The organism is Pseudomonas piscis, assembly GCF_009380155.1.
Classification (GTDB): Bacteria; Pseudomonadota; Gammaproteobacteria; order Pseudomonadales; family Pseudomonadaceae; genus Aquipseudomonas; species Aquipseudomonas piscis.
Genome location: NZ_WHUV01000004.1, coordinates 33,804 through 59,885, shown reverse-complemented (window position 1 = coordinate 59,885; position 26,082 = coordinate 33,804). Strand labels below are relative to the sequence as shown.

At 61.2% G+C, this 26,082-nt stretch carries 19 protein-coding genes; 2 read left to right on the top strand and 17 right to left on the bottom strand.

Annotation, left to right across the window (positions count from 1 at the left end; genetic code table 11):
- Positions 1 to 26: 26 nt before the first annotated feature.
- The 3 genes from GDH07_RS22155 to GDH07_RS32775 form a co-directional block, all read right to left on the bottom strand.
- Entirely contained in the window at positions 27 to 1,775 is a 1,749-nt protein-coding gene (locus tag GDH07_RS22155) for a vWA domain-containing protein (RefSeq protein WP_053132882.1), read from the bottom strand.
- Positions 1,776 to 1,864: 89 nt separating this feature from the next.
- Positions 1,865 to 2,425 carry a YbhB/YbcL family Raf kinase inhibitor-like protein gene (locus tag GDH07_RS22150; RefSeq protein ID WP_152898946.1) on the bottom strand — a complete coding sequence of 187 codons (561 nt, stop codon included), beginning with the start codon at positions 2,423 to 2,425 and terminating at the stop codon, positions 1,865 to 1,867.
- A gap of 233 nt (positions 2,426 to 2,658) precedes the next feature.
- Complete coding sequence (locus GDH07_RS32775; protein WP_343038332.1) at positions 2,659 to 2,853, bottom strand: hypothetical protein; 195 nt, start codon at positions 2,851 to 2,853, stop codon at positions 2,659 to 2,661.
- A gap of 112 nt (positions 2,854 to 2,965) precedes the next feature.
- Between GDH07_RS32775 and GDH07_RS22140 the strand changes: the two genes are divergently transcribed.
- Entirely contained in the window at positions 2,966 to 3,532 is a 567-nt protein-coding gene (locus GDH07_RS22140; protein WP_152898944.1) for a DUF4291 domain-containing protein, read from the top strand.
- A gap of 127 nt (positions 3,533 to 3,659) precedes the next feature.
- Here the strand turns inward: GDH07_RS22140 and GDH07_RS22135 are convergent, their stop codons facing one another.
- The 3 genes from GDH07_RS22135 to GDH07_RS32575 all read right to left on the bottom strand — a co-directional run bounded on the left by GDH07_RS22135 (position 3,660) and on the right by GDH07_RS32575 (position 4,838).
- Positions 3,660 to 4,004 carry a hypothetical protein gene (locus GDH07_RS22135; protein ID WP_152898943.1) on the bottom strand — a complete coding sequence of 115 codons (345 nt, stop codon included), beginning with the start codon at positions 4,002 to 4,004 and terminating at the stop codon, positions 3,660 to 3,662.
- A 578-nt stretch (positions 4,005 to 4,582) separates the two neighbouring features.
- Complete coding sequence (cdiI, locus tag GDH07_RS32930) at positions 4,583 to 4,762, bottom strand: ribonuclease toxin immunity protein CdiI (protein ID WP_152899185.1); 180 nt, start codon at positions 4,760 to 4,762, stop codon at positions 4,583 to 4,585.
- On the bottom strand, positions 4,749 to 4,838 hold the full coding sequence (locus GDH07_RS32575) for a VENN motif pre-toxin domain-containing protein (RefSeq protein ID WP_246196022.1): 90 nt from the start codon (positions 4,836 to 4,838) through the stop codon (positions 4,749 to 4,751). Before GDH07_RS32575 ends, cdiI begins: the two co-directional genes overlap by 14 nt.
- 98 nt (positions 4,839 to 4,936) lie before the next feature.
- Between GDH07_RS32575 and GDH07_RS32925 the strand changes: the two genes are divergently transcribed.
- The gene (locus GDH07_RS32925) at positions 4,937 to 5,047 is read left to right on the top strand and encodes a SymE family type I addiction module toxin (RefSeq protein WP_164487260.1); all 111 of its coding nucleotides are present in this window, start codon (positions 4,937 to 4,939) and stop codon (positions 5,045 to 5,047) included.
- A 65-nt stretch (positions 5,048 to 5,112) separates the two neighbouring features.
- Here the strand turns inward: GDH07_RS32925 and GDH07_RS22115 are convergent, their stop codons facing one another.
- The 11 genes from GDH07_RS22115 to GDH07_RS22065 all read right to left on the bottom strand — a co-directional run bounded on the left by GDH07_RS22115 (position 5,113) and on the right by GDH07_RS22065 (position 25,882).
- On the bottom strand, positions 5,113 to 5,478 hold the full coding sequence (locus GDH07_RS22115) for a hypothetical protein (RefSeq protein ID WP_152898942.1): 366 nt from the start codon (positions 5,476 to 5,478) through the stop codon (positions 5,113 to 5,115).
- Between the two features lie 4 nt (positions 5,479 to 5,482).
- Positions 5,483 to 5,767, bottom strand: coding sequence for a hypothetical protein (locus GDH07_RS22110; protein WP_152898941.1), 285 nt, complete (start codon positions 5,765 to 5,767; stop codon positions 5,483 to 5,485).
- A 235-nt stretch (positions 5,768 to 6,002) separates the two neighbouring features.
- Positions 6,003 to 6,365, bottom strand: a complete 363-nt coding sequence (locus GDH07_RS22105) for a hypothetical protein (protein ID WP_152898940.1) — start codon at positions 6,363 to 6,365, stop codon at positions 6,003 to 6,005.
- Positions 6,366 to 6,369: 4 nt separating this feature from the next.
- Positions 6,370 to 6,786, bottom strand: coding sequence for a hypothetical protein (locus GDH07_RS22100; RefSeq protein ID WP_152898939.1), 417 nt, complete (start codon positions 6,784 to 6,786; stop codon positions 6,370 to 6,372).
- A gap of 131 nt (positions 6,787 to 6,917) precedes the next feature.
- Positions 6,918 to 15,407, bottom strand: a complete 8,490-nt coding sequence (locus tag GDH07_RS22095; protein WP_152898938.1) for a hemagglutinin repeat-containing protein — start codon at positions 15,405 to 15,407, stop codon at positions 6,918 to 6,920.
- A gap of 27 nt (positions 15,408 to 15,434) precedes the next feature.
- Positions 15,435 to 17,168: a ShlB/FhaC/HecB family hemolysin secretion/activation protein gene (locus GDH07_RS22090; protein ID WP_152898937.1), complete on the bottom strand. Its 1,734-nt coding sequence runs from the start codon at positions 17,166 to 17,168 to the stop codon at positions 15,435 to 15,437.
- A gap of 576 nt (positions 17,169 to 17,744) precedes the next feature.
- The gene (gene pgaD, locus GDH07_RS22085) at positions 17,745 to 18,257 is read right to left on the bottom strand and encodes a poly-beta-1,6-N-acetyl-D-glucosamine biosynthesis protein PgaD (RefSeq protein ID WP_152898936.1); all 513 of its coding nucleotides are present in this window, start codon (positions 18,255 to 18,257) and stop codon (positions 17,745 to 17,747) included.
- Complete coding sequence (gene pgaC / locus GDH07_RS22080; RefSeq protein ID WP_152898935.1) at positions 18,257 to 19,606, bottom strand: poly-beta-1,6-N-acetyl-D-glucosamine synthase; 1,350 nt, start codon at positions 19,604 to 19,606, stop codon at positions 18,257 to 18,259. Before pgaC ends, pgaD begins: the two co-directional genes overlap by 1 nt.
- Positions 19,607 to 19,609: 3 nt before the next feature.
- A complete protein-coding gene (gene pgaB, locus GDH07_RS22075; RefSeq protein WP_152898934.1) occupies positions 19,610 to 21,607 on the bottom strand; it encodes a poly-beta-1,6-N-acetyl-D-glucosamine N-deacetylase PgaB in 1,998 nt (665 codons plus the stop codon).
- Positions 21,608 to 21,619: 12 nt separating this feature from the next.
- Positions 21,620 to 24,097, bottom strand: coding sequence for a poly-beta-1,6 N-acetyl-D-glucosamine export porin PgaA (gene pgaA, locus GDH07_RS22070; RefSeq protein ID WP_152898933.1), 2,478 nt, complete (start codon positions 24,095 to 24,097; stop codon positions 21,620 to 21,622).
- Between the two features lie 282 nt (positions 24,098 to 24,379).
- Positions 24,380 to 25,882, bottom strand: coding sequence for a YdgA family protein (locus tag GDH07_RS22065; RefSeq protein ID WP_152898932.1), 1,503 nt, complete (start codon positions 25,880 to 25,882; stop codon positions 24,380 to 24,382).
- Positions 25,883 to 26,082: the final 200 nt, after the last annotated feature.

Here is a 26,082-nt window from a genome sequence, read left to right as displayed (position 1 = left end):
ACTCCTGTTCACTGCTCGTCATGGCTCTACTCAAGGCGGCTTTGCACGGCATGCTGGCCCAGCGCATCGGCCGCCCGATCTTTGGGGGCTTGAGTTTGCAGGCTTTGCGCCAGCTCCACCAGCTGTACGAACTCACCACGCAATCCGTAGGGGTCATCGCCCTTGGCGCCCCGCGCCAACTTGGCGGTGTCGGCCAGGCTGAAATCCGCGGTGTAGCGACCGTCCTTGAGCTGCTGGGAGAACGCCGCCACGGCAGCGGCAAACCGCAGGTCGGGGCTGGCCTTGGCCAGCTCCGTCGGCTGCTGGGTGCTGATCGGCCGCTCGATCAACCGGCTGCTGCCCCCTTCCGGCGCCTTGTAGCGCACCCGCAGCATGGCCAGCTCATCGGCCTTGCCACTGGTGGCAGAAGTCTTGGCCTGGCCGTAGCGCAGCGGCTCCAGCCAGCCCTTCTCGCCCACCGGGACAACTTCATACAGCGCCGTGACGGTATGCCCCGAGCCGATTTCCCCGGCATCGACCTTGTCGTTGCTGAAGTCTTCGCGCTTGAGCGCCCGGTTCTCATAGCCCAGCAGGCGATATTCGCTGACCTGGGCCGGGTTGAATTCCACTTGCAGCTTCACGTCCTTGGCCACCACCGCCAGGGTCGAGCTGAGCTGGTCCACCAGCACCTTGCGCGCCTCGCGCAGGTTGTCGATATAGGCGTAGTTGCCATCGCCGGCATCGGCCAGCTGCTCCATCAGGTGCTCGTTGTAGTTATCCACGCCAAAACCCAGGGTGGTGAGGGACACACCGCTCTTGCGCTTCTGCGCCGCCATGGCCTTGAGGCTGTCGAAGTCGCTGACCCCGACGTTGAAGTCGCCGTCGGTGGCCAGCAGGATGCGGTTGATGCCCTTGTCGATGAAGCCCTGCTGGGCCATCTGGTAGGCCATCTCGATACCCGAGGCACCAGCGGTGGAACCTCCGGCGGTGAGTTGGTCGATGGCGTTGCGGATCTTGGCCTTGTCGCGACCTGAGGTGGGCTCGAGCACCACCCGCGATTCACCGGCATAGACCACCAGCGATACCCGATCCTGGTCGCGCAGTTGGTCCACCAGCAGCTTGAGGGTGCTCTTGACCAGGGGCAGGCCTTCGCGACGGTCCATGGAGCCGGAGACATCCACCAGGAACACCAGGTTGGCCGGGGCCAACTGGGCCACTGCGCGATCCGAAGCCTTGATGCCGATGCGCAGCAAGCGGGTATGGGGGTTCCACGGCGTGGGCGCCAGCTCGGTGGTCACGCCGAAGGGCGAGCCATCGCTGGGCAAGGCGTAGTCGTAGGGGAAGTAGTTGACCAGTTCTTCCAGGCGCACCGCGCCTTCGGGCGGCAGGCTGCCCTGGTTGAGCAGGCGGCGGACGTTGGCGTAGGCGCCGGTGTCCACGTCGACGCTGAAGGTCGATACCGGGGCCTCGGCCACGCTGTGGATCGGGTTGTCCGGCAGGGCCTGGTACTGCTCGCGCGGCTCGTCCCGGTAGACCTGGAATGACTCGCGGTACACCGCCGGCGCCGGCATGGGCGCGATCATCGATACCGGGCGCAGGCCACGCTTGGCCAGGGACGTATCGGCACGCGGCATATCGTACTGGGCCTCAGGCGCCGCCTGCAGGGTGCCCTGGGCCGCAGCCTCCGCAGTGGCCTCAGGCTTGGACGACACGCCGCAACCGGCAATCGCCAGCAGCAGGCCAGCGATGGCGAAACCCTGGGTGGCCGGGCGAAGGAAATGCAGAGGAAGGAACATGGGGGCTGACCTCGGGGAAGAAATGATCCATTCCCCCCTTCAGACGAAGCGCCTTGGCGATTCGGGTTAAGCCCCCGGAAAAAAATTCGTCAGCGCGAGTAGCGGCGCACCACGCTGCTATTGCGCAGTACATGGCCGTTGATCTTCTCCAGCAGCTGGGCGCGGGTCAGCCCGGCAGGCAAGGCCTCGGGGGGCAGGTCCAGGGCGAAGATCTGGATGATGTAGTGATGGGCGCTGTCGCCCACCGGCGGGCACGGCCCCATGTAGGTGGTGCTGTTGCGGCTGTTGATACCGGCCAGGCCTTCCAGGTTCGGCTTGGTGCCGGCGCCGGCCGGGAGCTGCCGGGTACTGGCCTTGAGGCCGTAGTGCACCCAGTGATCGACACCCTGGCCCTTGGCGCCATCCGGATCGTGCATGACGATGGCGTAGCTCAAGGTCCCGGCAGGGCCTGCGGTCCAGCTCAGCGCCGGGGAGTTGTTATGCCCGCCACAGCCCTTGGCATCACTGGCATTGCCGGTGGTGAACAGCCGGTCATCCGACACCCCGGGCACATTCAGGGTGAAACGCTCCTGGGCCTGCACGGGAAGTTGCAGGCACAACAGCACGGCACCAGCGGCCAGCCAAGTATTGCGGGAGGCAAAGCGAGACATACGAAAGCACCTTTTTGCGGATGGAAACGGGGTAAGCACCAGACTATAGCCGGCTTGAATGAATGCGCCCCTTCACGCAAGGCGCGGTGGGAGATTGAGCTTGAGCGCAGGGGTGGTTGTAAATTAAAAAAAGTGGAATTTTCCAGCCACGACCACCGTGCCGCCGTCCGCCTTCGCCGAAATCAGCCCCGGTGGGCCTGCATGTACCGGCACAGCAACTGGTTGATCCGCGTCTAGTAACCTGCGCCCTGGCTCTTGAGCCACCCCAGCACAGGAGCATCCGGGAGGAGGGGCACGGCCTTCTTGCCCGGCAGATACAGCTCGGCCTGACGAAAGAACGCCTCGTCCAACTCGGGAATATCCGAGGTGTCGATGGACCGTCCCTGCCATGCAGCATACTGCTGCGCGATAGTGGCGACCTGCTGGATGTGAGCGCCCGGGGCCTGCAACAGCAGGCCGTCTTCTGAACGACCCTGGGCGGCAGCCGCGCCGCCCGTTTTCACAAGGAAACACCATGCCTGCAACAGCCGACACCCCCCCCTGCGCCAGATCCGGGCGGTCTACGACGCCAGCACCCTGCGCGTCTACCAGGCCTACTCGGCAAGCATTGCCGATGCGGCGCTGGCCCATGGCACCTTCGTCTCGCCACCGTTCAAGATGGAGCGCATGACCTGGATAAAGCCCTCCTTCCTCTGGATGATGTATCGCGCCGGCTGGGGCTTCAAAGACGCTGGGCAGAGCCGCATCCTGGCCATCGACATCAGCCGCGAAGGCTTCGAATGGGCCCTGGCCCACAGCTGCCCGAGCCACGCCGAGGAGGGGATGAGCAAGGAGCAATGGTTGCAGTTGAAAGACCAGTCGCCGGTGCGCATCCAGTGGGACCCGGAACGCGACCTGCACCTACGGCCTCAGGAACACCGGGCCATCCAGATCGGCCTTGGCCAGGAAGCGGTGGGCTTGTACGTGAACCAGTGGATCCAGCGCATCAGCGACGTCACGCCGCTGGCGCATCGCATCCATGAGCGGGTGCTGGCTGGCGACCTGGAAGAGGCGCGGCGCCTGCTACCCCAGGAGCGCGAATACCCCATGGCGGGCCCTGCTGCGTAAACCGCCTGGCGCGCCAGGCCAGCGATCGGCACGGGACGTTTGCCGCTCGTCGAGCATTGTCGTCAGCGCCACCTCGGGCGGCATTGTAGTGATAACCGATAGTTGCTTCTGAACCTGCCGTGTATTGTCACGCAAAAAACCTAGGATCCTCACTCATAAGCCTTAATATTTCTGACCAGTTCCAAAGTATCCCAGGAAGATGGCCACTGGGGACAAACTTCCCATGCTCAGAGTTCGGAAACTCATCCATAGCCCGCTTGCAATTTTTATAAAATAATTTGAAGCAATGTGCATCCACTTCATCTAAGGCGATAAAACTCTGCCCCTGTTCTTCTAGCGGCCTATAAATCTCACTCATGCAAGCCGTATGACTACTACCAAACTGCTTTCTAGTTGCCTCGACTATGCAATCAAAAACGCCACCGGAGGTTCCCCAACCTATATTTTTGCTAATAGCAATATACATACCCATAACGACTCACCTAAGTATTAAAATCTTATTTTTCTGACCTTAAGGAAGAGATTTTATCCAGCCGTTAACCACATTTTGATTTGTCTGCGTGAGATTTCTATAGCCCAACAGAACTATATCAGCCTTATTAATATGCTCTATTAGATGAGCTTGATTTCAATCAGCATTGTTTGGGAAAAATCTATTCATCTATTCTGCCCTAGTAGAGGCAGCCCACATGAAATTGATCATTTTCCCAGGATATGGGCCGTCGGTGAAAATAAAGTCAGGATTCTTCTGCCCAGGAATAGGCTCTACACCTTTCAAGGTACTGCCAAAGATACTCTCCAATTAAACTTCCGCCTGACCTTCGTGCAACGCAAGCTTTCCTTTGTCTGGATCAAAACCCAGCTCCTGAATCCTGCCTCTACTGTTGGCGACGACGGGATTAATTGAATTTAAGCCTGTATCAGCGTCCTTAAATACAGAAGTCAGTTCACGTTCAGCCGTTGGAGTTCCTTTTGCATCTTTATATTTTATGACCTCGGAAGAAAAACCATATTTAAGCCAAAACGTAGCCGCAAAAAATCTGATTAGCGTTATGCAGGCAACCCCAATAATAATTCATTAACCTTATCAGTATCCTCAGGATGAAATTTTAGATAACGTTCACAGGCAAGCCTTACATAGCGATAACAAATTCCCTCGCTAACAATAACAACATCACCCTCCGCTGGAGGGTAGCCAATAACAAATTGAACTCCATCAAACGAGCCCAGCGGCTAACGTCGATAGCGCGGCCACTGTCTGCTTTTGTTCTTCGCTGAGGGAGCTGGTATCGCTGGTGCCGTACAACTGCTGGGTGATCAATCGAGCTGCCAGCTCTCCACCTGCCGCTCCTGCGGCGCCCGCTATTGCCGAGTTACCTTGGGCCTGGGCTTACCGCCTGCCCCGTGCCCTGGATCAGGTTACGCGGGCTGTGGTTACGCCAGGCGGGGTTTGAAGTGAACGAGCGCGTGAAAGTGCGGGTGATGAAGGGCTGTTTGGTGATTACGGCGGAGTGAAGCGAGCGCGGCAGCGGTAAATCGCAGACAAGAAAAAGCCCCAGCTCATTGCTGGGGTTTCTTATTTACAGCGACTCTCTATATCTAGGGTCTTCCCTCATGATCCTTAGAACCTCTGACCAGTTCCATAGAATTCCAGGAATGTGGCTTTCAGGAACAATCTTTGCCCTTTCTGAAAGAGGGAACTCTTCCATCGCCCTATTGCAATAAGAATAAAACAGGTTAAAGCAACTCACATCCACATAATCCAAAACAATAAAGTTCTGCCCCTGCTCATCAAGAGGCGTATATATTGCTTTCAGGCAGCAATGTTCGTCATCTTTGAATAATTTTCTTGTGGCTTCAACAACACAGTCAAAAACCCCGCCAGAAGTGGACCACCCAGCACCTGGCGGCCCACCACCTTCCCCAATAGAAATAAACATCGCCATAAAATCACCTCAAAATAAGAATCTTGCTCTGTTGCTTAGGAGCGAGCCCCTTAATCCATGAATTAACCATATTTTGGTTGGCGGGGGTTAAATTTCTATAGTCCAGCGGAACAATATCAGCCTTTTCAACATGAAGAATTAGCTGCCGTTGGTTTTGCACAGCATTATTGGAGAAAAACTGGTTTATCTGCCCAGACTTGGCAGCATCAGTCCACATGAAGTCCACAGTTTTACCTGCATAAGGACCATCAACAAACACGAAATCGGGGTTCTTCTGTCCTGACACCATCAGTGGGTCAACCCTTTTCAGGGCCCACTCAAGGACTTCTCCAACTAAACTACCGCCTGACTTTCATGCAACACAAACTTTCCTTTGTCTGGATCAAGACCCTGCCCCTGAATCCTGCCTCTATTGTTGGAGACAACGGGATTAATTGAATTTAAGCCTGTATCAGCGTCCTTAAATACAGGAGTCAACTCACTTCTAACCGTTGCAGTTCCTTTTTCCGCACAGCAATTCCCCTTTATGGCCCGATATAGATACCTTCAGCGGCTCCAGGCGAATTAATAGGCCAGTTCATCTTTTCAGCCACCACTACAGCCAGCCCTCTTATTTCCTCCCAGTGGTTAGACTCATACAAAGCCTTCTCAGCCCAAACTTGCGAATTAGACTCGCCACTAATAGATAAAATTTTATCGTCTAGTTTTCGAACTGCTAAGACAATATCTGCAGACACCATAGACTCCCAAAGCTCACGACCATCTAGGACCTCTTCCCAAATCAATGCAAGCTCGTCTGCAACATTAACAAAGTCCGGAAATAGACGCACCTGCTCAGCTGCTGGAACAGCCAAAGCTTGAATTATCCACTTTAACTTAGACAACATAAAACTAACCTCCAGAAACAATCTTAGCCTTCTCTCCTGGAGTCGGCTTATAAGTAGAAGGATCAACTACCTTTATAGTCCCCTCTGTTGTCGTAGAGACTTTATAATAAGCTCCTTCATGCCGACCTCCACCAGGGTGAACCTGGATTTGCGAAATTTGGGGATGCCCTTTTACCTCCACAATTAGAGCCTGACCAGAACCACGAGTAGATTGACGCACATTTATCTCATAGCCGGCGGCTCTGAAGTCATTTGCTATTTCATCTGCCGAACGCCCCCAGATGGACTGAGGTTTACTAATAAAGTCCTTAGCAATATTTATGTTTGCTTTTGCCGCTTGCCCCCCAGATCCACTCGATCCGTCTGTAACCTTTGAAAGCTTACTGCTACCACTGGCCGCCCTGCCAAAAGCGGCAATCATGGCAAACCGGATGAGCTCCTCCTTTGAGGCGCCATTATTTAGTAGGTTCGTGACACCATTAACATCTACGGGAGCCAGGACCGAACTGATAACACCGTCCTTAAGAGATAGCTCACGAATTTTTTCGTCACTTAAACCCTGCTTTTTCCACTCGGCAATCTGCTCACTGCTTCTGACCAGAGCCAGATACGGGTTGCTGATGGTTCCAATGGGAGTCCAGTCATTTCCGTTGAGGGTATAGATATCTCCAGAATCCCGCCCCAACCCGAACTCAATTGCCCTTCTTTCGCACCCTCCATCATGATGCGTGCATATTTTCCAAAAAGAAGATTCAACTCCTCTTGGCTTAGTCCTCCTGCCTGATACAACGCAACCAGGTTTTCTCCAGACTCTTTTTCCCGCTGCCGGTACTCATTGCGTACCGCACGCTCACAACCTCCATCTCCAGCACAGGCAGAAAACTTGTCCTGCAAGTCGTTCATACCGCCGATTTTTGCGGCCACCAGTTTTTCATGAAGCGCTACCAAGCTGGCTTCATTCAACTTGTCGACGCCGTACTTATTCGCTAATAAGTTGTTCTCCACAGCATTCTTGCCAGCCCCAGCACCCGCAATAGCACCCGCGCTATCGCCCTTGGCAATTCCCCCCGCGAGCCCAGCGGCTAACGTCGATAGCGCGGCCACTGTCTGCTTTTGTTCTTCGCTGAGGGAGCTGGTATCGCTGGTGCCGTACAACTGCTGGGTGATCAATCGAGCTGCCAGCTCTCCACCTGCCGCTCCTGCGGCGCCCGCTATTGCCGAGTTACCTTGGGCCTGGGCTACCGCGGCTCCCAGCACTGCGTGAGCCATGGCGTTGAGGGCTGTATTGTCGCCCGTGGTTTTCTTGATGAGCTGTGCCAGATACGGTGCGGAGGCACCAGCAAGTGCCGAGCCAATGTCCCCGCCTGCCAGCCCTTGCAGGGCCGCCGTTACCGCTTGCGCGACGCGCTGGTAGTCACCACCGGTACCGTACTTGCCCATGATCCGTTGGTACGCATCAGTGGCAATCAACTTCTGCTGGTAGTTATCGACCTCCTCTTTGCTGGCATTTTTTCCAGGTCGATGGATGCCTAGTTTCTCCAGCTCATCGCTCGCATCTTTGTCGGCCTTAAGCTGACCTTCGGTACGAACGATGTCCGTCACCTGAGTGCCAATCTCGCCAATCAACTGCACCTGCCGCAGGCGCTTCTGCTCCTTCTCCTTATCGAAGATCGGACTGATGCTGCCGTTGGCATGTTCGACGTCATGGCTGAGGGTGGTTACGTCTTGCTTCTGCAGGCTGGGGTCACGGATTTCCAGAGTGCCGTTGGAGATCGCCGATGAAGTAGTGCCGCTGGCACTGCCACTGTGGTTGTAGGCGATCAACGTGCCACTGGGCATATTGCTGATAAAACCGTCCGTACCGCCGTTGCCGCTGCTGACGCTGGCGCTCTGGATCTGGCTTGTGTAATCGGCCTTGTTCTTGAGGTCACTCCAACCCAAGGTGCCAGTACTCAGCCGGTTCTTGTCGGCTTCTGCTGTACTGGCAATAACACTGCCATCAAGTTGAGTGTGCTTGCCTACCTCAACCTGATAGCCGCCCTTACCGGCAAACAGCCCGGTTTGCTCCTGCACGCTCTGGTATTTGGAGTCGATCTTGCTCTGGCTGACACTGAGGGACCCGCTGCCCGTCATCGTGCCAATCGTAAAGCTCGCCCCTGCGCTGACATTGCTCTGTTTGGACTTGTAGTTGTCTGTGTCCTGCAAGCTTTGCAGTGTGAGGTCACGTCCTACATTGGCGGTGATCTTGTCGGCGTTGACCTGCGCGCCCTTGAGCGTGGCATCCCGGCCACTGACCAGGCTGGCGTGGTTACCGGCGTCTAGGGTGGTTTCGGTCCAGGTAGTACCGTTGCCTTTCTCATTACCCGCTCCCTTGTTGCCGTTGGCGAAGATGCTCAGCCCGGCACCACTGGAGCCAAATCCGATGCTCGCCCCAACGGCGCCACCGCTGCTGCTGTTCTTGCCATCCAGCCTTTGGGTATTTGCCGCGGCATCCAGATTGATATCGCGATTGGCTACGAGTTTGAGGTCCTTGGCAGCCTGCAACTTGCTGCCATGAACATTGATGTCGCCATCGCTTCCAAGACTCTCCTTGCCGGTAGCCAGAATGCTGAGACTTCCTCCCGCATTCAGGCTGCTCCCCTGGCTCACTGTCTGTTCCTGGGTTTGCTTGGAACTGGACTTCTGCGACCCAAGGGACAGGCTGATGCCAACGAACTGCCCCACATTGTCAGCGTTCATCCCGCCATTTTGCTGCGCTGCCTGCCAGGCCTGGATACCTGTAAGGCCGGCCTTTATGCCTTGCAGGGCAGAGAGCCGACTGTCGTCTTCTTCCTTGGCTTGCTTGGTTGTCTGGTACGCCGTATCGATAGCGCTGCCAACGGTGCCGGAAAGAGCCAGGGTCAGGCCGCTGGTCTTGCTCTTGGAGGTCTGCTCGCTGCGGTTGTGATTCTCCGCCGCAAGGATGCTGACATTCTGCCCAACGAGGTTGATGTCCTTGCCGGCGACGACGTCAGATCCTTTTATGCCCAGGTCCTTGCCGGCCTGGATATCGACGTTGCCCAGCACACTGCCGATGGTACTGACCTTGGCATTCTCGCTGGAGCTGGTCGAGGTGTTCTGAAGCGAAGACGATCCCAAGGTGAAGCCGATACCGCCACTGCTCAACAGGCCGGATTTCTTCTTCGACGTCGAATGACTTTCTTCACTGGTTTGCGTAGCACTGTCGATGGCGACATTGCGCCCAGCGACCAGGCTGGTGGATTGGGTGGATACGACATTGCTGGCAGTAACGCCGATATCCTGCCCAGCGCGCACAACCACTTTATCGCCACTGACGGAGGATCCCTCCTGCGTGGTTGAACTGCTGCTGTCGATACGTGTTTTCTGAGTGCTGGAAAGCCCTGAGCTACTGGTCTTGGTCTTGCGGTAGTAGCTGTAGTCACTGTTCTGGGCCGCATCCAGGTTCACATCACCCACGGCATACAAATAAGCTTCATTCCCCGCCGTCACCCGGCTGGCAATCAATTGCAGATCTTCACCGGCCTTGAGCGTGACATTGCCGCCAGCGGCCAGGGTGGTCGACACCTGCTGAACATGATCCTCCTGGCTCATCACCTTCTTGGTCTTGCTCGCCGAGTGCTGCTCATTGGCGGCTGAAAGCAGGTTCAGGTTTTCCGTGGCCGACATTGTCACATCGCGCTTGGCCTCGATCTGGCTGGCGATGGCGGTGATGTCGCGCCCTGCGCTGATCGCAAGATCACGCCCGGACTGCAAGCTGGAGCCGTTCTGGGTCACGCTCAGGTCGTTGTAGCGTGTGCCCCGGTCGTTGCCGACCACCTGCTCCACCGCGCTGAGGTTGACGTCACGCCCCGCCTTGAGGCTGGTATCCGCACCGCTCTTGAGCACACCGCCGTTGTTGTTCAGGTCGCGTCCGGCGTTGATGACCAGGTTGTTCGCAGCCTCCACCCTGGCCGCGTTGTCGACGAAATCCCGTTGCTGGGCGTAGCTGCCGTTGCTGCTCTGGTGGCTGGTCAAGGTGCGCTCGTTGAGCACGTCGCCCCGGGTCGCGGTGAGGTTCACATCACGGCCAGCGATGATGCCTCCAGCCTGGTTCACCAGGTTGTTGCCCGCCAGCAGATCGAGGCGGTTGCCAGCCTCCACCAGGCCGCTGTTGACCAGGTTCTGTCCCGCCACCGCCGACAGATCATTGGCCGCGCGTAAGGTGCCGGCATTGTCCAGGTTCTTCCCGGCGATCAGGTTCAGGTCGCTGCCGGCGATCAGCGCGCCATTGGGCGCCAGGCGGTTGTTGGAGTGGGCCAGGTAGAGCACCGGCACCAGCACCTGCTCGCCGTTCACTTCGGCATTTTCCAACCAGACGATGTCGTGGGTCAGGGCCGCCACCTGCTCGGAGGTCAGGCTCACCCCAACTGCCAGGTTGAGCTGCTGCTTGCTCTGGATGGCGTTGTCCATCAGGTACTTGAACAGCTTCTCGTCGGTGTCCTGGCCATTGATGAAGCGCTGGCCGGTGCGGGCGGTTACCGCTTGCTGGATCAGCTTCTGTTCGTAGAAACCGTCGCCCAGGCGCTTGGCGCTTTCATCAGGGTTGTAGCCCAGGTTGGACAACAGGTAGTCCGAGCTCATGAACTGCTTGAGATCGGTCAGCACCGGATTGGTTTCGATCAGGTACTTGTGCGGCCGGGACAGGCTCGCGGCGTCCGGCAGGCCGGCGATTTGCGCAGGCGCCGGGGCCTGGACCAAGGTGCTGCCCTGGCCACTGAGGCGGAACAGGCCGTTGCCGCCGGTGGGCAGGGTGAAACCCGGCAGCTCCAGGGGGTTGACCTGTTGCAGGGCCAGTTCCGGGGGCAGTTGCGGGTTGATCCGGATTGCCGTCGAGTAGCCGTTGCCAACGCCTGTGTCGGTCAGGGGCTTGCCGGCGCCGACGTACTCGTAGAAGGAGCGGATCACACTGTTGTCAAGGGTCTGGTCAGCCTTGAGGTTGACCTTGCCACCGGCCTGGATGGTGGCGGCGAAGGATTGGTCGCCGTCCACCACCTTGCTGCTGGAGGACAGCATCACCCCGGTCCAGGCAATGAAGGCGCTGAGGTCGGAAGCGAAGCTGCTCGAAGGCGTCGGGTTGTTGCGGGCGTTGAACGCGGCGGCTAGGGCTGCGGCGGTGCCGGTTTCGTTGACGAAGCTCCAGTAGCGCCGCAGGTTGGTGATTTCCTGGGGTTGCAGGCCCTGGTTGTGAACGGTCTGGGCCGTGATGTCGATATCACCGGCCGCAGTGATCAGGCTGCTGGTGTTGGTCAGTACCTGGGTATCGATCTGCAAGTCGGCGCCGCTGTTGAGGCTGGCGGCGGCACTGCTGTCGGTCACACGCAGGCGATCGGTCTCGGCCACTTCCCACAGGCCGTTGATGCGGCCACCGCCGCGATCGTCGCAGCCGGCGCCGGGGATCATGGCGCAAGACAAACGAGTGATGCTGGCTGCGCTCTTCTCGTGCTCGATGTACTGCAGCACGTCCCTGACGTTGTTGAGGGTGCTGGCGGCGATGGTCAATTTGCCCAGGCTTTCGATATCCCCGGAGCGGTTGTCCAGCAGGTCGGCCCTGGCTTGCCGGTCGTCCTTGGCAATCAGCATGTTGCCCAGGCTGTACGCCTGGGCATAGCGGTTGGTGAAGCTCGTGGTCAGCAGCTGCATATTGCCGCCGCTGGAGATCAGGCCATGGTCGTTGACCAGGGCGACGGCGTTGAGGCTCAGGTCTTCACCACTGCCCAGGGTGCCGAGGTTGTTGATGCTGGCGGCGTTGAGCAGCAACTTCTGGCTGGCGGTGATGCGCCCGGCGCTATTCAGCGCGCCGTCGATCTTCAGAGTGCCGTTGGCGCCGCCAGCGATGCTGGCGCTAGCTGCCAGGTCCAGTTGGGCTGCGTGCAGATCCAGTTGCCCAAGGCTGCTCAGGCGACCCTTGCCGCTGTAATCGCCACTGAGTTGGACATTGAGCGCCGCGTCACTGCCAATCAGGCCATCGTTGCTCCAGTGGATACCGCTGCCGGTCAGACCGTTGCCTGCCAGGAGCTGGCCGTCGGCGGTCTGGGTCAGGTGATCGACCCTGACCTGCAACCTGTCGGCCTGGATCGAGCTGCTGTTGGTCCAGCGCTCGGCCTCCAGGCTCAGGTGGCCGGCGGTCTTCAGGCGGCCGCCGACGTCCTCGAGGTTAGCCATGGAGATGCCGAACACTCCACGGCCACTGTGCAGCAGGCTGCCGCCGCGATTGTTGAAGCCCCCGGCAGAGAAGGCCAGGTCGTTGTTGGCGGTCTCAAGGGAACCGTCACGGTTGTCGAAGGTGCCACCGATGCTGAAACGGGTCGTGCTGGCCAGGCCCAGGGCCCGCAGTTGCCCGCGCTGGTTGTCCAGGCTGGCGGCAGCGGTCGCCAAGGTGCTGCGGCTTTCGATCAGGCCCTGACGGTTGTCCAGGGCGCCAGCCAGCTCCAGCTCGATCTGCCGGGCGCTGATCTGGCCGGCGTTGTTGTCCAGGTCCTTGGCGCTGATATGCAGCGCCTGCTGGGCGAAGAGCGCGCCGTCGTGGTTGTCGAGGCGGCCATCGGCAGCGGTTTCAAAGGTGGCGCCGCCGTTGAGGGCCGAAACCTTGCCCGCGTTGTTGTCGAAACTCGCCGCCTTGAGCGTCAGGTCGCCTTGCTGGGCAATGACCTGCCCGCCCCGGTTGCCGGCATCGGTCGTCACCTCCAGGCCCAGGGTGCTCTTGGCCTGCAGCAGGCCCTTGGTGTTGTCCAGGCGTCCGGCATTGATCTGCAGGCCGGCCTGGCGACTGAGAATTTCCCCGCCGTCGCCGTTCTGCACTTGGCCTGTGATGCTGACCAGCACCGAGTCATTGGCCGCTACCCGACCTTTCTGGCGGTTGTCCAGTCGTCCGGTGAACAGCCGCAACCACTGTTGACTGGAAAGCTCACCGCCCTGGTTTTCAACCGCAGCGCTGCGCTTGAGCAGCAAAGAGCCTGCGGCCGACAGAGTGCCCTGGTTGTTGATCAAGCGTCCCAGCAGATCAAGCGTGACGGCACCCTTGCCGGAGAAGGAGCCGTGGCTGTTGTCCAGGTCGCTGCCGATGAACACCAGGTCGCCGGCAGCTTTGAGCGTGCCGCCCTGGTTGCCCAGGGCCGTGGCATGCAGGGTCAGGGCCGTGGCGCTGTCGATGGAACCGCCCTGGCTGTTATCCAGCAAGTCGCGGAGCTCGAGGCTTTGTTCGCCAGCGCTGGAGATCACGCCCTGCTGACTGTTGTCGAGACTGGCGGCCTTGATGTCCAGGGTTTGATGGCTGACCAGGGCACCGCCCTGGCTGTTGTTCAAGGCGTCGCGGAGGGTGACGTCGACGCTGCCCTTGAGGCTGGAGACGGTGCCCTTGTTGCTGTTGTTCAAACCCGTGCCCTTGAGGCTCAGGCCCTGCCAGCCCGAGAGCAGGCCACCCTGGTTGTCCAGCTCGGCGCTGCCGGTAATGGCCAGGGTCTGTTGCGCCAGCACCACGCCGGTGAGGTTGTCCATACCAGCCAGCACCAGGGTGCCGTCGCCCTGGCTGGACAACTCACCGCCACTGTTGCCCAAGTGACCAAGGTTGGCCTTGAGCAAACGCTGGCTCTTGATCAAGCCGCCCTGGCCGTTGTGCACCTGGTCGGAATCGAGTTGCAGGCCATCGCCGCTGAGCACTCGGCCCTGCTTCTGGTTATCCAGGACACCGGCACTGACCCTCACCTGGCGCTGACCGCTCAGAGTGCCGCCCTGGTTGTTCAAGGTCTGGGATGCAGTGACCGTCAGATCGCGGCTGGCCACTACGCTCTTGCCAGTGTTGTTCAGGGTCTGCGCAGTCAGCGTGACATCGCCGCCTGGATTGCGGCTGTTGTCGAGGTTGACCCCGGCCTCGATGATCCCCTGGTTGTTCAACTGTCCGGCACTGCCGAGGTCGACGCGGTTGGCCGCCACCAGGGTGCTGTGGTTGTTCAGATCGCCCTGGGTCTGCACCTTGAGATCTCTGCCGGCGTACACCGCACCCCGGGCCTCCAGGCTGCCGGCCTTGATCGCCACCGCGCCTTTCTCGGCAGTGACCTCCACCATGCGCAACTGGCCGTTGGCGTCGAGCTGGATATCGCCACCGCTGGCGATCAGCTTGCCGTCGAGCTTCACCCCCACGCCGGCTTCGGTGCCCACCAGCTTGATCGCCCCGGCGTACATGCCGCCCAGGGCCGAGGAGTCGATGGCCAGTTGCGGTGCATCCGCCGGGTTGGCGGCCCGGGCGGTGACCTTGAGGGTCTGGGCGTCGACGTCGTTGGCGCCCGTGACCAGCGCCAGGTGCCGGGCCTGGATCTGGGCGTTGACCTTGGCGCTGCGGGTGATTATCTCGAACTGGTCGATATTGCTCGCGTTGAGCCCTGCACCTTCGATGGCCACGCTGCCCTGGTCCACCTGGTAGCGCTGCAGCTGACCATTCTCGATCACCGGCTTGCCGGTGGTCAGGGTGGTTTTCGGGGTGTTGATGAAGCCGCAGCCATTGCAGGTGACGCCGTAGGGGTTGGCGACGATCACATGGGCCGATTGCCCCGCCACTTCGGTGTAGCCCTTGAGCTGGCTGGGGCTGCCGCCGTTGACCTCGTTGAGGATCACATTGGCCGCACGGCCCCCCAGGTTGGGGTTGCCGAGGATGATCCCGCCCAGTTGCGTGGACTGGGTACGGTCGGTGGCGTTGTTGAGGATCACGCCCTGCTGGCCGACGTTGTAGTCGCTGAACTTGTTGTGGGACAACCCGCCGCCATTGGGCGCGGCGATGTTGACGACAAGCACGCCATTGCCCGCCTGGCCGAGCGTGGTGCCGCTGCCGTTGACCACGATGCCGTCGGCCATCACCACCAGCGGCTGCCAGAACATCACGTTGGCCAGGATGAACGCCAAGCCACGCTTGGACAGGCCCCAGAACGAATCACGCGATTGCAGGGCGGCGGAGGGCTGGCGGGCCAGGAAGGCAAACTGACGAACGTCCATGTCGGGTATCTCGGGTAAAGAGCGAAATTAGAGAAAAAGATCCAGGCGGAAATAGATCGGGGCTTCGCGGTCACTCAGGGCATCTGGCCGCTCGAGGGAATGGGCGAAGGTCACGCTGGCGGCGAGGTGCTGGCCACGGGCGAACAACTCGATGGAGTCGCTGGACACCCGCCCGTGCTGCCCGGCGTTGTAGCGGTCGTGGCGAATGGCACCCACGTCATACCCCAGCCCCGTGCCGTACTCGGCGAACACCGGGCGCAGCCAGTCCCAGGTCACCGGGCGGCTCCAGCGCAGGTCGTTGCGCCAGTAGTAGCCGCTGTCGCCGTTGAGGCTCTGGTCCTTGTAGCCGCGGATCGAGGACTGGCTGCCCAGGCTCATGCGCTGGGAGCTGAACAGGATGTCTTCGCTGCGCTGGCTAGTGACCAGGCTGCTGAACACCAGGGACTCGTCCCACAGCTTGAACGGCTGCAGATAGCTGGCGGTGGCGGTGTACTTGCGGTAGCGGGCGTTGGCCTGGCGGTTGCCGTACTGGCCGCGCTCGGACTGGCGCTGGGCATCGAACAGGCCGACCCCCTCTTGCAGGCCCAGGTCGAGGTTGACGAAGGCCCCGCCAATGCGCCGGCCATGGTTGATGCCCCACTGCACTTCGCTCAAGCGGTTGCTACTGGTGCTCAGCTTGCTGTCTTCGATGTAGTTGTTGGTGCGCAGGTGGGTCAGGCCGGCGTTGAGCGAAGTCTTGCTCACCGAGTCGCGATGGATCACCCGCTCCACGCGCAACTGGTGGTTCTGGCTGTCGCCGGTCTGCTTGAAGTTGAAGCCCTGGCCCTGGGCCTGGGAACGGTACTCGCTCTGGCTGTAGCTGTAGTTCAGGTTCCACCAGCCCAGCGGCAGGTTGTAGTAGAGCATCGCATTGCGCGAGGTCTTCTGGTGGTCGCTGATGGCGTCATGGCCGCCGCGCAGCACCAGTTGGTCGGCCAGGCCCAGGGGACTGTCCCATTCCAAGGAGCTGCCCCATTGCTGCTCGCCGGTGCTCTTCTGCCCGTCGTTGCTGCGAGACAGACCGACCCGCCAGGGCTTTTGCGGGGTGTTCTTGACCAGCACCTCGCTGCCGCCCACCGCCTGGCCGGGGGCCAGTTCCATCTGTGCCTGGTTCGACGGCAGGCGGTTGAGCTGGTCGACCATCTGCTCGATCTGCCGCAGGTCGAGCAGTTGCCCGACACTCCCGGGAAACGCCATGTCCAGCTCGCGCGCCGTGAGCTTGCTGCCTTCGGCCGCCTTCAGGCCTTCAAGGCGGCCCTCCACCACCAGCACCTGCAGGTGCCCGCGGGACAGGTCCTGCTGCGGCAGGTAGGCACGACTGGTGACCAGGCCTTTGGCGATGTAGTGGTCGGTAATGACCTTGAGCAACTCGTTGAGCTGGGCCACGCCCAGGCACTGGCCGATGTAGGGCTTGAGCAGGCGCTCGCGCTCGGCGGCGGACAGGGCGTCGGCGCCCTTGAGCTCGATGTGTTCGATGGGGAAGCAGCGGCTGTCGGTCGGGGCCGTCGGCGCCACCGGCAACGAGCTCTTGCCAGGCAGGTCCTTGAGGTCTTCGAGGCGCCGTTGCTGCTCTTCCAGCAGGCGGTTCTGGCGCTCGCGAATCAGGTCCTGGTCACCAGGATTGTTCAGCGGGGCAGCAGAAACACTGTTCAGTGAGCCGGCCAAAAACACCAGGCAGGACAGCACACAACACAACCTCATCCCGAGGGTAGGAAAATACATGTTCGATCCTTCGAAACAGCAGCAAGAGTCAACAAAGCGGGAGATGCTAATTTGCCACTATCCAGGCGCCAACTAACTATCGACAACTTAGACTGAACACTTGCCTGCCTATAAGAATGATCCATGGCGAACGAGAGATTGCTCTAAATAGTCACCATGAACATGAAAAAACATATATATCTAAGTGTTATCCGCTATTCGCGCCAGCCCTGCAAAACACCGGCAACCCCTTTGATCCAGGGGGTTTGCCCGCAAAAAATGCGCTGCATCAACAACGGCATTTCGGTTTCAGGCACAGGTACTGCCAGGTTGCTTGAAACGCTGGCGTACAAGTTGCCGAACGGCGCTGCAGAGCATATCCAGGCAAATAGTCAGCAGTCACCCATGGCGTCAATAATTTACGGAATTTCGGAAATTTCCTATAAATCAAACCAACTAGTTTATATAAAAAGAAATTATAAATTTCTCACTGCACACTTCATATTGCCGACGAACGGTAATAAAAAACCCGGGCCTCAAAGCCCGGGTTACTCATTTCAAACCAGCCATGCTGGTGCTTCGGTCATGGTCATCACGCTAGGTCTTACCCTCATCCCCCTCCGAGCGCAGGTGGATCACCCGGGGTGGCGGTTCGGCCACAAGCGGCGGATGGGGCTGGTCCTCGGGCTGGATGCGGTAGAACTGGGTGGTGACATGGCTGATGCCACCCTCCGCATCGTTGTGCACGATCAGGCTGCCGGGCTGGCGCATCTGGGCGAAGGTCTCGTCGCTGAGCTTGAAGGTCTCGCTCAGGCGCTTGTCGTCCACCGCCGGCGCCGGCAGGCGTGGCGGGTACTTGCGACTGCGCCGCTGGCGATAGCGGGCCCAGGAGATCAGCAGCACCGCGTTGACTACCGCCACCAGCCCATAGAACTGCAAGGTGGTCAGGGCATCGAGCACACCAGCCTCAAACCTGGGTCCTTCGTGGGTATAGAGCAGCGGCCAGAGCCCACGGACCAGCAAATAGAGGAGCGCGGCCCAGGCCAACAGGGTGAAGAAGACATCGACTATCACCAGGAAGGGGCGCTGGCGGGTGCGGATGATTTTCATCAGCGCGCCTCCTCTTTGTCATCGATGGGCTTGATCCCACGGTCCGGGCTGACCCAGCGAGCACGCTTCTGGTGCTCGCTGAACAACACCTTGGGAAAGCTCACCAGGGTGGTGAACAGGCTGATGAACCAGAACGCCAGGGGATACCAGACCACCCAGAACATGGTTTTCCAGAGGTCCTTCTCGTAGCGCCGGTCGATCAGGATGCTCACCGCGAACTGGGCCAGGCAGACCATCGCCAGCACCAGGCCGGTGAAGGCCGGCGGCACGATGCTGTGCACCGCGATGGCCTCGGGCATGACGATGAACTTGCCCAGGGCCCAGAAGATCACCGACAGCAGGAAGGTGAAGGCCCAGCCGGTGGACAGGCAATAGTCGAACAACAGGGTCCACAGATAGCGATGCCGCCATTCCCAGATGCCACGGATGTTCTTGAACAGCACCTCGGCGCCACCCTGGGCCCAGCGCAGCCGCTGTCTCCACAAGCCGCGCAGGGTTTCGGGCATCAGGATCCAGCACAGCGCCCGGGGCTCGAAGAACACATACCAATGGTCCAGCTGCAGCTTCCAGCTGACGTCGATGTCCTCGGTGATCATGTCCGGGCTCCAGTAGCCCACCCGATGCAGCGCCGTGCGGCGGAAGGCGACGATCACCCCGGAGACGGTGAAGACCTTGCCGAACACCCGCTGGGTACGCTTGATCAGGCCGATGATCGAGGAGAACTCGCCCACCTGCACCCGGCCCACCAGGGTCGAGCGGGTGCGAATGCGCGGGTTGCCGGTCACCGCGCCCAGGCGTGGGTTATCCAGCATCGGCGCCACCAGGTAGGCCGCCGTGTTGGGCGCCAGCAACGCATCGCCGTCGATGCACACCAGGTATTCGCTATGGGCCGCCACCGCGCCCATGCGCAGGGCCACCGCCTTGCCCTGGTTCTGCGCCAGGTGCAGCACCCGCAGGCGAGGGTCGAGGGCGGCCAATTGGTCGAGGATCTGCCCGGTGTTGTCCTTGGAGCCATCGTTGATGGCGATCACTTCGATGTTCGGATAGTGCTGGGCCAGGGCCGCCTGGATGGTATCGGCGACGTTATCCCCCTCGTTGTAGCAAGGGATGAGGATGCTGATCAGCGGCTCGCCGGCCAGCGGTGGCGGCAAGGTGTCGTCGTCCCAAGGCCAGTGCCGCTCCCAGTGCAGCCAGAAATACAGGCCCCCGGCGATCCACAGGGCCGACATGAACAATGGGTAGTAGAAGACGAAATCCATGAGGAATTCGCCAGTCACCACGAAGATCAGGCCCAGGGGCACGCCCATGACCAGCGCCAGGACCACCACAGCGAAGATACGATCCATCATGATTCATGGACTCCATTTGTTGGAGAGCGCGGGCCGCAAGGTCTTCAGGTCCGGTGAGTTCTCGAGGAAGTTGTCCGGGTAGTAACCGAAGTTGATGGCACCCTGGCGCTTGAGCCGGCCCATCCAGTCAGCCATCTGCCCGGCCGGTAAATCGCTGGCGGGCTTCTGGGTCCAGTCCCGGGCCTGGAGTTCGAATACCGTGCGCTGCAAGGCACCGGGGCGTGTGCGCACCTGATCCACCAGGGCTTCCAGCCAGGGCCCGGAGTACCGTGCGCTTTGCCCTTCCATCAGCGGCATGGCCATGGGCGCAGTCCAGTCATAGCTGGCGAGGAAATCGTCGAGGTTCTGGGCGAACCAGGTTTCGCTCTGGGGATTGATGATCGGCTCGGCGAACAGGTTGCGCGCGGTCTGCACCTGGGGCCCACGGATCGCCCGGACCTTGGCTGCCAGTTCATGGGTGAAGTCGATCAGGTAACGGCTCTTGAAGCGGGTCCAGCGTTGCAGGGCCGCGGGGTCATCGCGCAGCCCGGCGATGGAGCCTGGCAAGCCCTGGGCGGCATAGGCACGCAAGGCTTCGGGGCTGGCGTCCTCGAAGTCCGAGAGCACAGCGTCGTCATGGAACAGGATGCCGTCCACCGAGGTCATGCGCGCCACATCCTCGTACAGGTCGCCGATCAATCGGCGGACCTGCGGATCGAAAGGCGACAGGCGCCGGTATTGCTTCGGATCGACCGCCACCTGGCCGGTTTGCGGATCCCAGCGCGTGACCCGGGGCAGCCTGGCATCCAGGTCGAAACTGAGCACCGGCATCCAGGCATAGACCTTGACGTGGGAGCGGGTGCGCAGTTGCCAGGCGACCCGGTCGAACAGGTCGGCACGCATCGGCAGGTGGCGATTGGGGAAGTACAGCGACTGCACCAGCCCGTCGCCCTTGGGATCGGCGAACGCCTGGAGAAACACGGTATTGGCCCCCAGGTCGGCCATGCGCTGCACCAGCTTGCCGAGGTTGATCTCCTGCTGCTTGGGGTCCGGGTCGTAGACGTTGTCCAGGTCCACGTGCACCACGCGCATGGGCGCCATGGTCTCGGTGCCGACGATGCTGTTGGAGAAGTGCATGCCGTCAGGGTCCGAGACCACCAGGAAACGCGGGCTGCTCATCAGGTTGTCGAGGCTGTCCAGGCCATCGTCCAGGGTCAGGGCCAGCTTGAAACCCTGGCCATCGACCACCTGCAGCGTCGAGCCATCGGCCGTGCCATAGGGCCAGACCCAGACCCGCGGACGATAGCCGGTGGCCGCCTGGATCTTGTCCGAGATGGTGCTCACATCCTTGCGCATGCGCGCCTGGAACTCCGCCTCGCTTTCATAGCGCCCGGTGCGCGGGTCGTAGCGTCGGGTCGCGGCAGCAGGCTGCATGTTGCCCTGGGGGTTACCGAGGATGCCCAGGTGACTGCTGTCGGTGTGGGCGGCGATCTCCACCAGGCCGGAACGGGAGATCTCGCGGATCTGTGCCCAGGTCAAGAATTGCGAGCGCGGCCGCAGGTCGCCGGCGAAGTTCACCGGCTGGTCGGCCGGGGTGTCGATCCAGGTGCCCACCGGGGCCAGGAGGGCCGGCCAGCGATAACTGCGCAGCACCGGCATGACCCGGGTATAGAAGCTCGAATAGCCGTCGTCGAAACTCAGCAGGATGGCCTTGGCCGGCAAGTCCGGACCGCCTCGCCGGGCCGCCAGGATCTGGTCCACGGTGACCGGCTTGTAGCCGTTCTCGCGCAGCCAGGCCAGTTGCTGGAGCATGCGATCGGTGCGCACCGCCACCACGCGCTGGTCCGGGTTGCGATCCTCGATATCGTGGTAGGCGATGCCCAGCACGTGGTTCTTCGGCCAGGGCGCTTCGTTGTTCGGCAGCGGCCGTTGCGCCGGGGCGACGAAGTCCGCGGCAGGCTGGGAACAAGCACTGAGCAGCAGCGCGCCCAGCAAGAGGATGCAACGCTCGATCAGGCTCATCGTCACCGTCCTCTAGAAGCGATAGGTAAGGTCCACGGCCAGGCGCAAGTCGGTTTCCCGCTCGCCGTCGTAGGGTCGGTTGATCACGCTCAGCACCGCGCCGATATCGAACACGTCGTTCCAGCTATAGCGCTGGCCGTAGCTGACCAGGCCGACACCGCCGGTGGAATAGTCGCGCTGGCTGTAGGTGCCGACGCCGAACTGGAACTGCTGGCTCCAGGAGGTTTCGTAGCGGTGGTAGAGCACATGGTTGACGTTCACCGTCGGCAAGACGCTGAAGTCGGACTTGGGATTGAAGTACGGCGCGTCGTCCCGGGTGTTGTGGCTGGTACCGACCTCCAGGCCCAGGTCGACCTGGACTTCGGGAGAGCGGTACACCCCTTCGCGGCCGGTGAGCAGGGCTTCGAAACGGTTGTTGCCATCACTGAAGTGCGAGGGGCTCAGGGACAGTTTCCACTCCCGGCTTTCATTGGCGCGCCAGCGCAGGAAAGCGCTGCCGCCATTGGCGCTGATGTCGTTCTTGAGGGCCCGCAGCGGCGTCGCGGCGGTGAGATAGTCGAGGCTACCGCCGTACTGCCAATGGTCGTCGATGTCCCGGGCCAGGGCTATGCGGGCGCCGGTCTTGTTGCCGTAGCCGTAGGAGTGGTTGGAGACCTCGGCCTCCAGGGTCATGTCGCGGGTGCGCCGTTCCACGCCCAGCAGTTGCCAGCGGTGGTTGCCCTTGCCCTCCTGGAAGTCGCCCATGGCGTAGCCGACGCCAGCGAACACGCGCCAGTCTTCATCGATGGGCGGGCTGTAGAGCCGGCTCTCGATGCCGAAATCGCGGCTCCCGGAGACCGCCCCGGCGCCGTTGTTGCCACCGCCATTGCTCTTGCCGCCATAGGTCGAGACCCGCAGCTCGGCCATGTCGTGGACCTCACGCTCCCGGGCCAGGCGCTGCACCGCGCGGTTCTCCGGATAGCGCGCGACCACATCGTCGGTCAGGGCATCCAGCTGCCGCCATTCCTGCAGGTCCTGGGCGGTGTGCCCCTGGGCAACCTCCAGGGCGACGTCGCGCGGCGCCACGCTTTCGACCTCCTTGAGCAGGTATTCGGAGCGGCGCGGCCACTCCCGGGCCAGGTACAGGTTGGCCTGGGCCAGGCGCACATTGACGTCGCCCGGGGCCTTGGTGGCCAGGTCGTCCAGACGCTGTTCGCTGTCAGGCAGGTTATTGCCGTAGGTGCCGGCCTGGGCCGCCAGCAATTGCGCGTCCAGCCAATCGTCGTTGGGATCGCCCACCGTCTGCCCCACCAGCTGGATGCGCTGGGGTTCGTTGTTGGCCAGGTCGGTGGCCACTTTCAGCGCCGCCTCGGGTTGCTCGCTTTCCAGCAGCGAGTAGTACAGGCCGGTGGTGTCTTCGACGCGGTTGCCCCGGTCGGCATCCGGCGCGCTCAGCACCTTGCGGTACAGGTCGGCGGAAACCTCCGGCTGGCGCTGGTCGAGGTAGGCCGAGGCGACCCAGCGCAGGGCGTAGGTAGGGATGGCCACGCCGGCGGCGGTCAGTTGCTCGTACTCGCTGATCACCTCGGCGGTCCGCGCCCGGGACTTGAGCGCCCCCAGGCGGTCGATGCGCCAGCGGGTCACGTCGTCCTGGGCCTTGGGATCGTTGCCCCAGGCGGCGAACAGCGTGTCGTAGTCGGCCAGGGCGCGATCAGCCACCACGAAGCGTTCTTTCTCGCTGCGGCTGGCCAGCTCAGACAGGCGCACCCGCTCGGCAGCCAGGTCGGCTTCCATGCGTCGCTGGATGACCGGGTCGATCAACCCCGGATGCTGGTGCGCCAGGCGCACGGCCGGCTCCGGCAGGCGGGCGCGTTGCAGGGCGTAGATGTACTCGCGCAGTACGTCGGGCCGCTCGCCGGCACGCACGAAGGCCTGGTCGTATTCCACCAGGGCATCCTGGGGCTGGTTGGCCCGGGTCAGGGCGTAGCCCAGGGCCAGGCGCCGATTCGGATCCTCCGGCTTGGCGGCGACCAGCGCCCGGGCTCGGACCACGGCTTCAGCGGGCTGGCCAGCGTCGGCCTGGGTCAGCGCCAGGCCCAGTTGCAGGTCGGCGTTCTTGGGGTCGCGCTCCAGCGCCTGGCGATAGAGCCGGGTGGCGTTGTCCCATTGCTTGAGGTTGCGATAGGCCCGGGCGGTGGCGGTCAGGGCCTGCACCGGCAGCACGCGATTGCGCCCCTGGGTCTCGTAGACATTCACCACTTCACTATCCAGTCCGGCCCAGCTGGCGATCTGCAAATGGTCGCTGACCAGCCCGTTGGTCAACTGGTTGGCCGGTACCTGGCGCAAGTGGCTCAGGGCCGGGGCATAACTGCCCGCCCGGGCCTGGATGATCAGTTGGTCATAGGCGGCGTCGGCGAACGCCAGCCCGGGCAACAGCAGCTGGCTGCACAGTGCCAGACGAAACAACGGGCGCAGGCCAAAGCGGCGAGCAGGATGAACAGTGCATTGCATTTCGTCAGCACCTTTACATGGCTGGCCGGAGTGCCGCGTCCACGCCTGTACGCCCCGGCGACCGGGACCAAGCGACCCGGCGAAGCTTTCCGGGAGAAGTCTTCCACGTAGGTTAGTTCAGAAATTGCAACGCAATAATTATTCAGAATCAGATTGGCAAAACGTCCCCAAAGCCCCGTGCACCGGGGCCTTGGACAGCACGACGCCCGGGCTGTGGCATCCACGGCACCGGGCGTCGAGGGTGATGCAACCGATCACCAATGGCGATCGAGCGGCGGTCGCTTACTGCTGCGCGCCGGCGCCAGCTACCTTGCTCATGACGAAGCCGATGAACTGCTCGACCGTCATCTTCTGGCCATTGAAGTTCACTTCGTTGTTGGCGTAGTGCAGCGCCGAGACCACGTTGTTGCCGTCCAGCTTCGCCAGCTGGGTGGCAACGGCCATGGCGCTGAGCATTTCGGCGGTGGCCGCGCCCTGTTCGGCGATCTGCTTGGCGTCGGTCATGCCTTCGGCCTGGGCCTGCAATGCGGCCAGGTCCGCCACCATCGGCTTGGACAGCGACAGCTTGGCGTCGAGCTGGCTGATCAGTTGCTTGCCCAATTCTGCGGTGGGCAGCTCCAGGCTCTGCGGCTTGGCCAGGTCCAGGCTCAGGCTGAAGCGGCTTTCGCCATTGCCGGTCTTGAGCGCCAGGCTTTCCAGGGCGATCTGTGGCTTGGCGGCCAGGACCTTGTTCACCGCCGCACGGACCTTGGTCTCCTCGGCTTCGCTCATTTGCAGCTCAGGCGCCTCTTCGCCCTTGGCCGAGGCCTCGGCGGCAGTTTTTTGGTACGGCTGCAAGACGTTCTGATAGACCTGGACCAGCTCCAGCATGCCCTGGCTGTCCAGGTCCTTCATGCTCCAGAGCATCTCGGCGGAACCCACGGCCTTGCCATCGAAGGCGATCTCGCCCACACGGTAATCCGCGCGACCGGCCACGTTGCTGCCGGTTTCTTCAGTGGATGTCTTCTGTTCGAAGTTCTTCAGGGCCAGTACCGACTGCTTGTCGCCGAAAGTAGCCTTCAGGCCGCTGAGCTCCAGGGTGTTCTGGCCCAGGTAGTAGTCGAAGCTGCTCTTGTGCAGGTTGCTGGCCAGGGTCAAGCCTTTGATTTCCATCTTGAGCGGGGCTTTGTCCGGCGAGCTGAGGAACAGGTCCAGGCTGTCCATATAGCCGTCGACCTTGGCCTTGCGGCGATTTTCGCTGACGCTGAAGGTGGCGTTCAGGCCAGAGAACTTGAGGTTGTTCAGCTCATCCAGGGCCAGTTCCATCGGAGCGAAATCCAGGGTGCCCTCGGCGGACAAGTCATAACCGACATTGACCACGCCGCTGAACGGTGCAGCGCCCTTGGTGGCCGCAAACCATTTGTCGGTCTGGGAATTGTTCACCAGCTCGTAATGACTGGAAGCCATGACGGGTAGCCACTTGAAGCGAACCAGGCGCGAGAACGGCAGCGGGCCGTGCTCGATGTGGTCGGCGATCAGCAGTTCCAGGTCACCGTGAAACACCTCGCCCTGGCCCTTCAAGCGATAGCGGGCGTTGCTGCTGAACACACCGCGCTCCAGGGACACCAGTTCCAGGGTCGCCGTGGCGTCGTAGCCGATCAGCGCTGCCTGCAGCTCCTTGTTGCTCTCCACGATCTGCTGCTGCAGAACCCCTTCCAGCTTGGTGCCGGTGTACCAGGCGCCGCCGGCACTGATTGCACCCACTGCGACGACGATTCCTAACAGTACGCCTGCTGACTTATTCATGTTTGACCCGATCGATATCCATAGTTTGAAAGTGTGCTGGTCTTCCCTGAACCCATGATGGGTCGCGGCTCGACTCCGCGTGAAACCGGCGCAGATTAGCATTGGCGGTGGGGCGGAGTGCAACAGTGGCGCAGCTGCAAGCCGCAAGCCGCAAGCTCCAAGCAAAAGCAAAAGCAAAAGCAAAAGACAGGGGCCGCTGG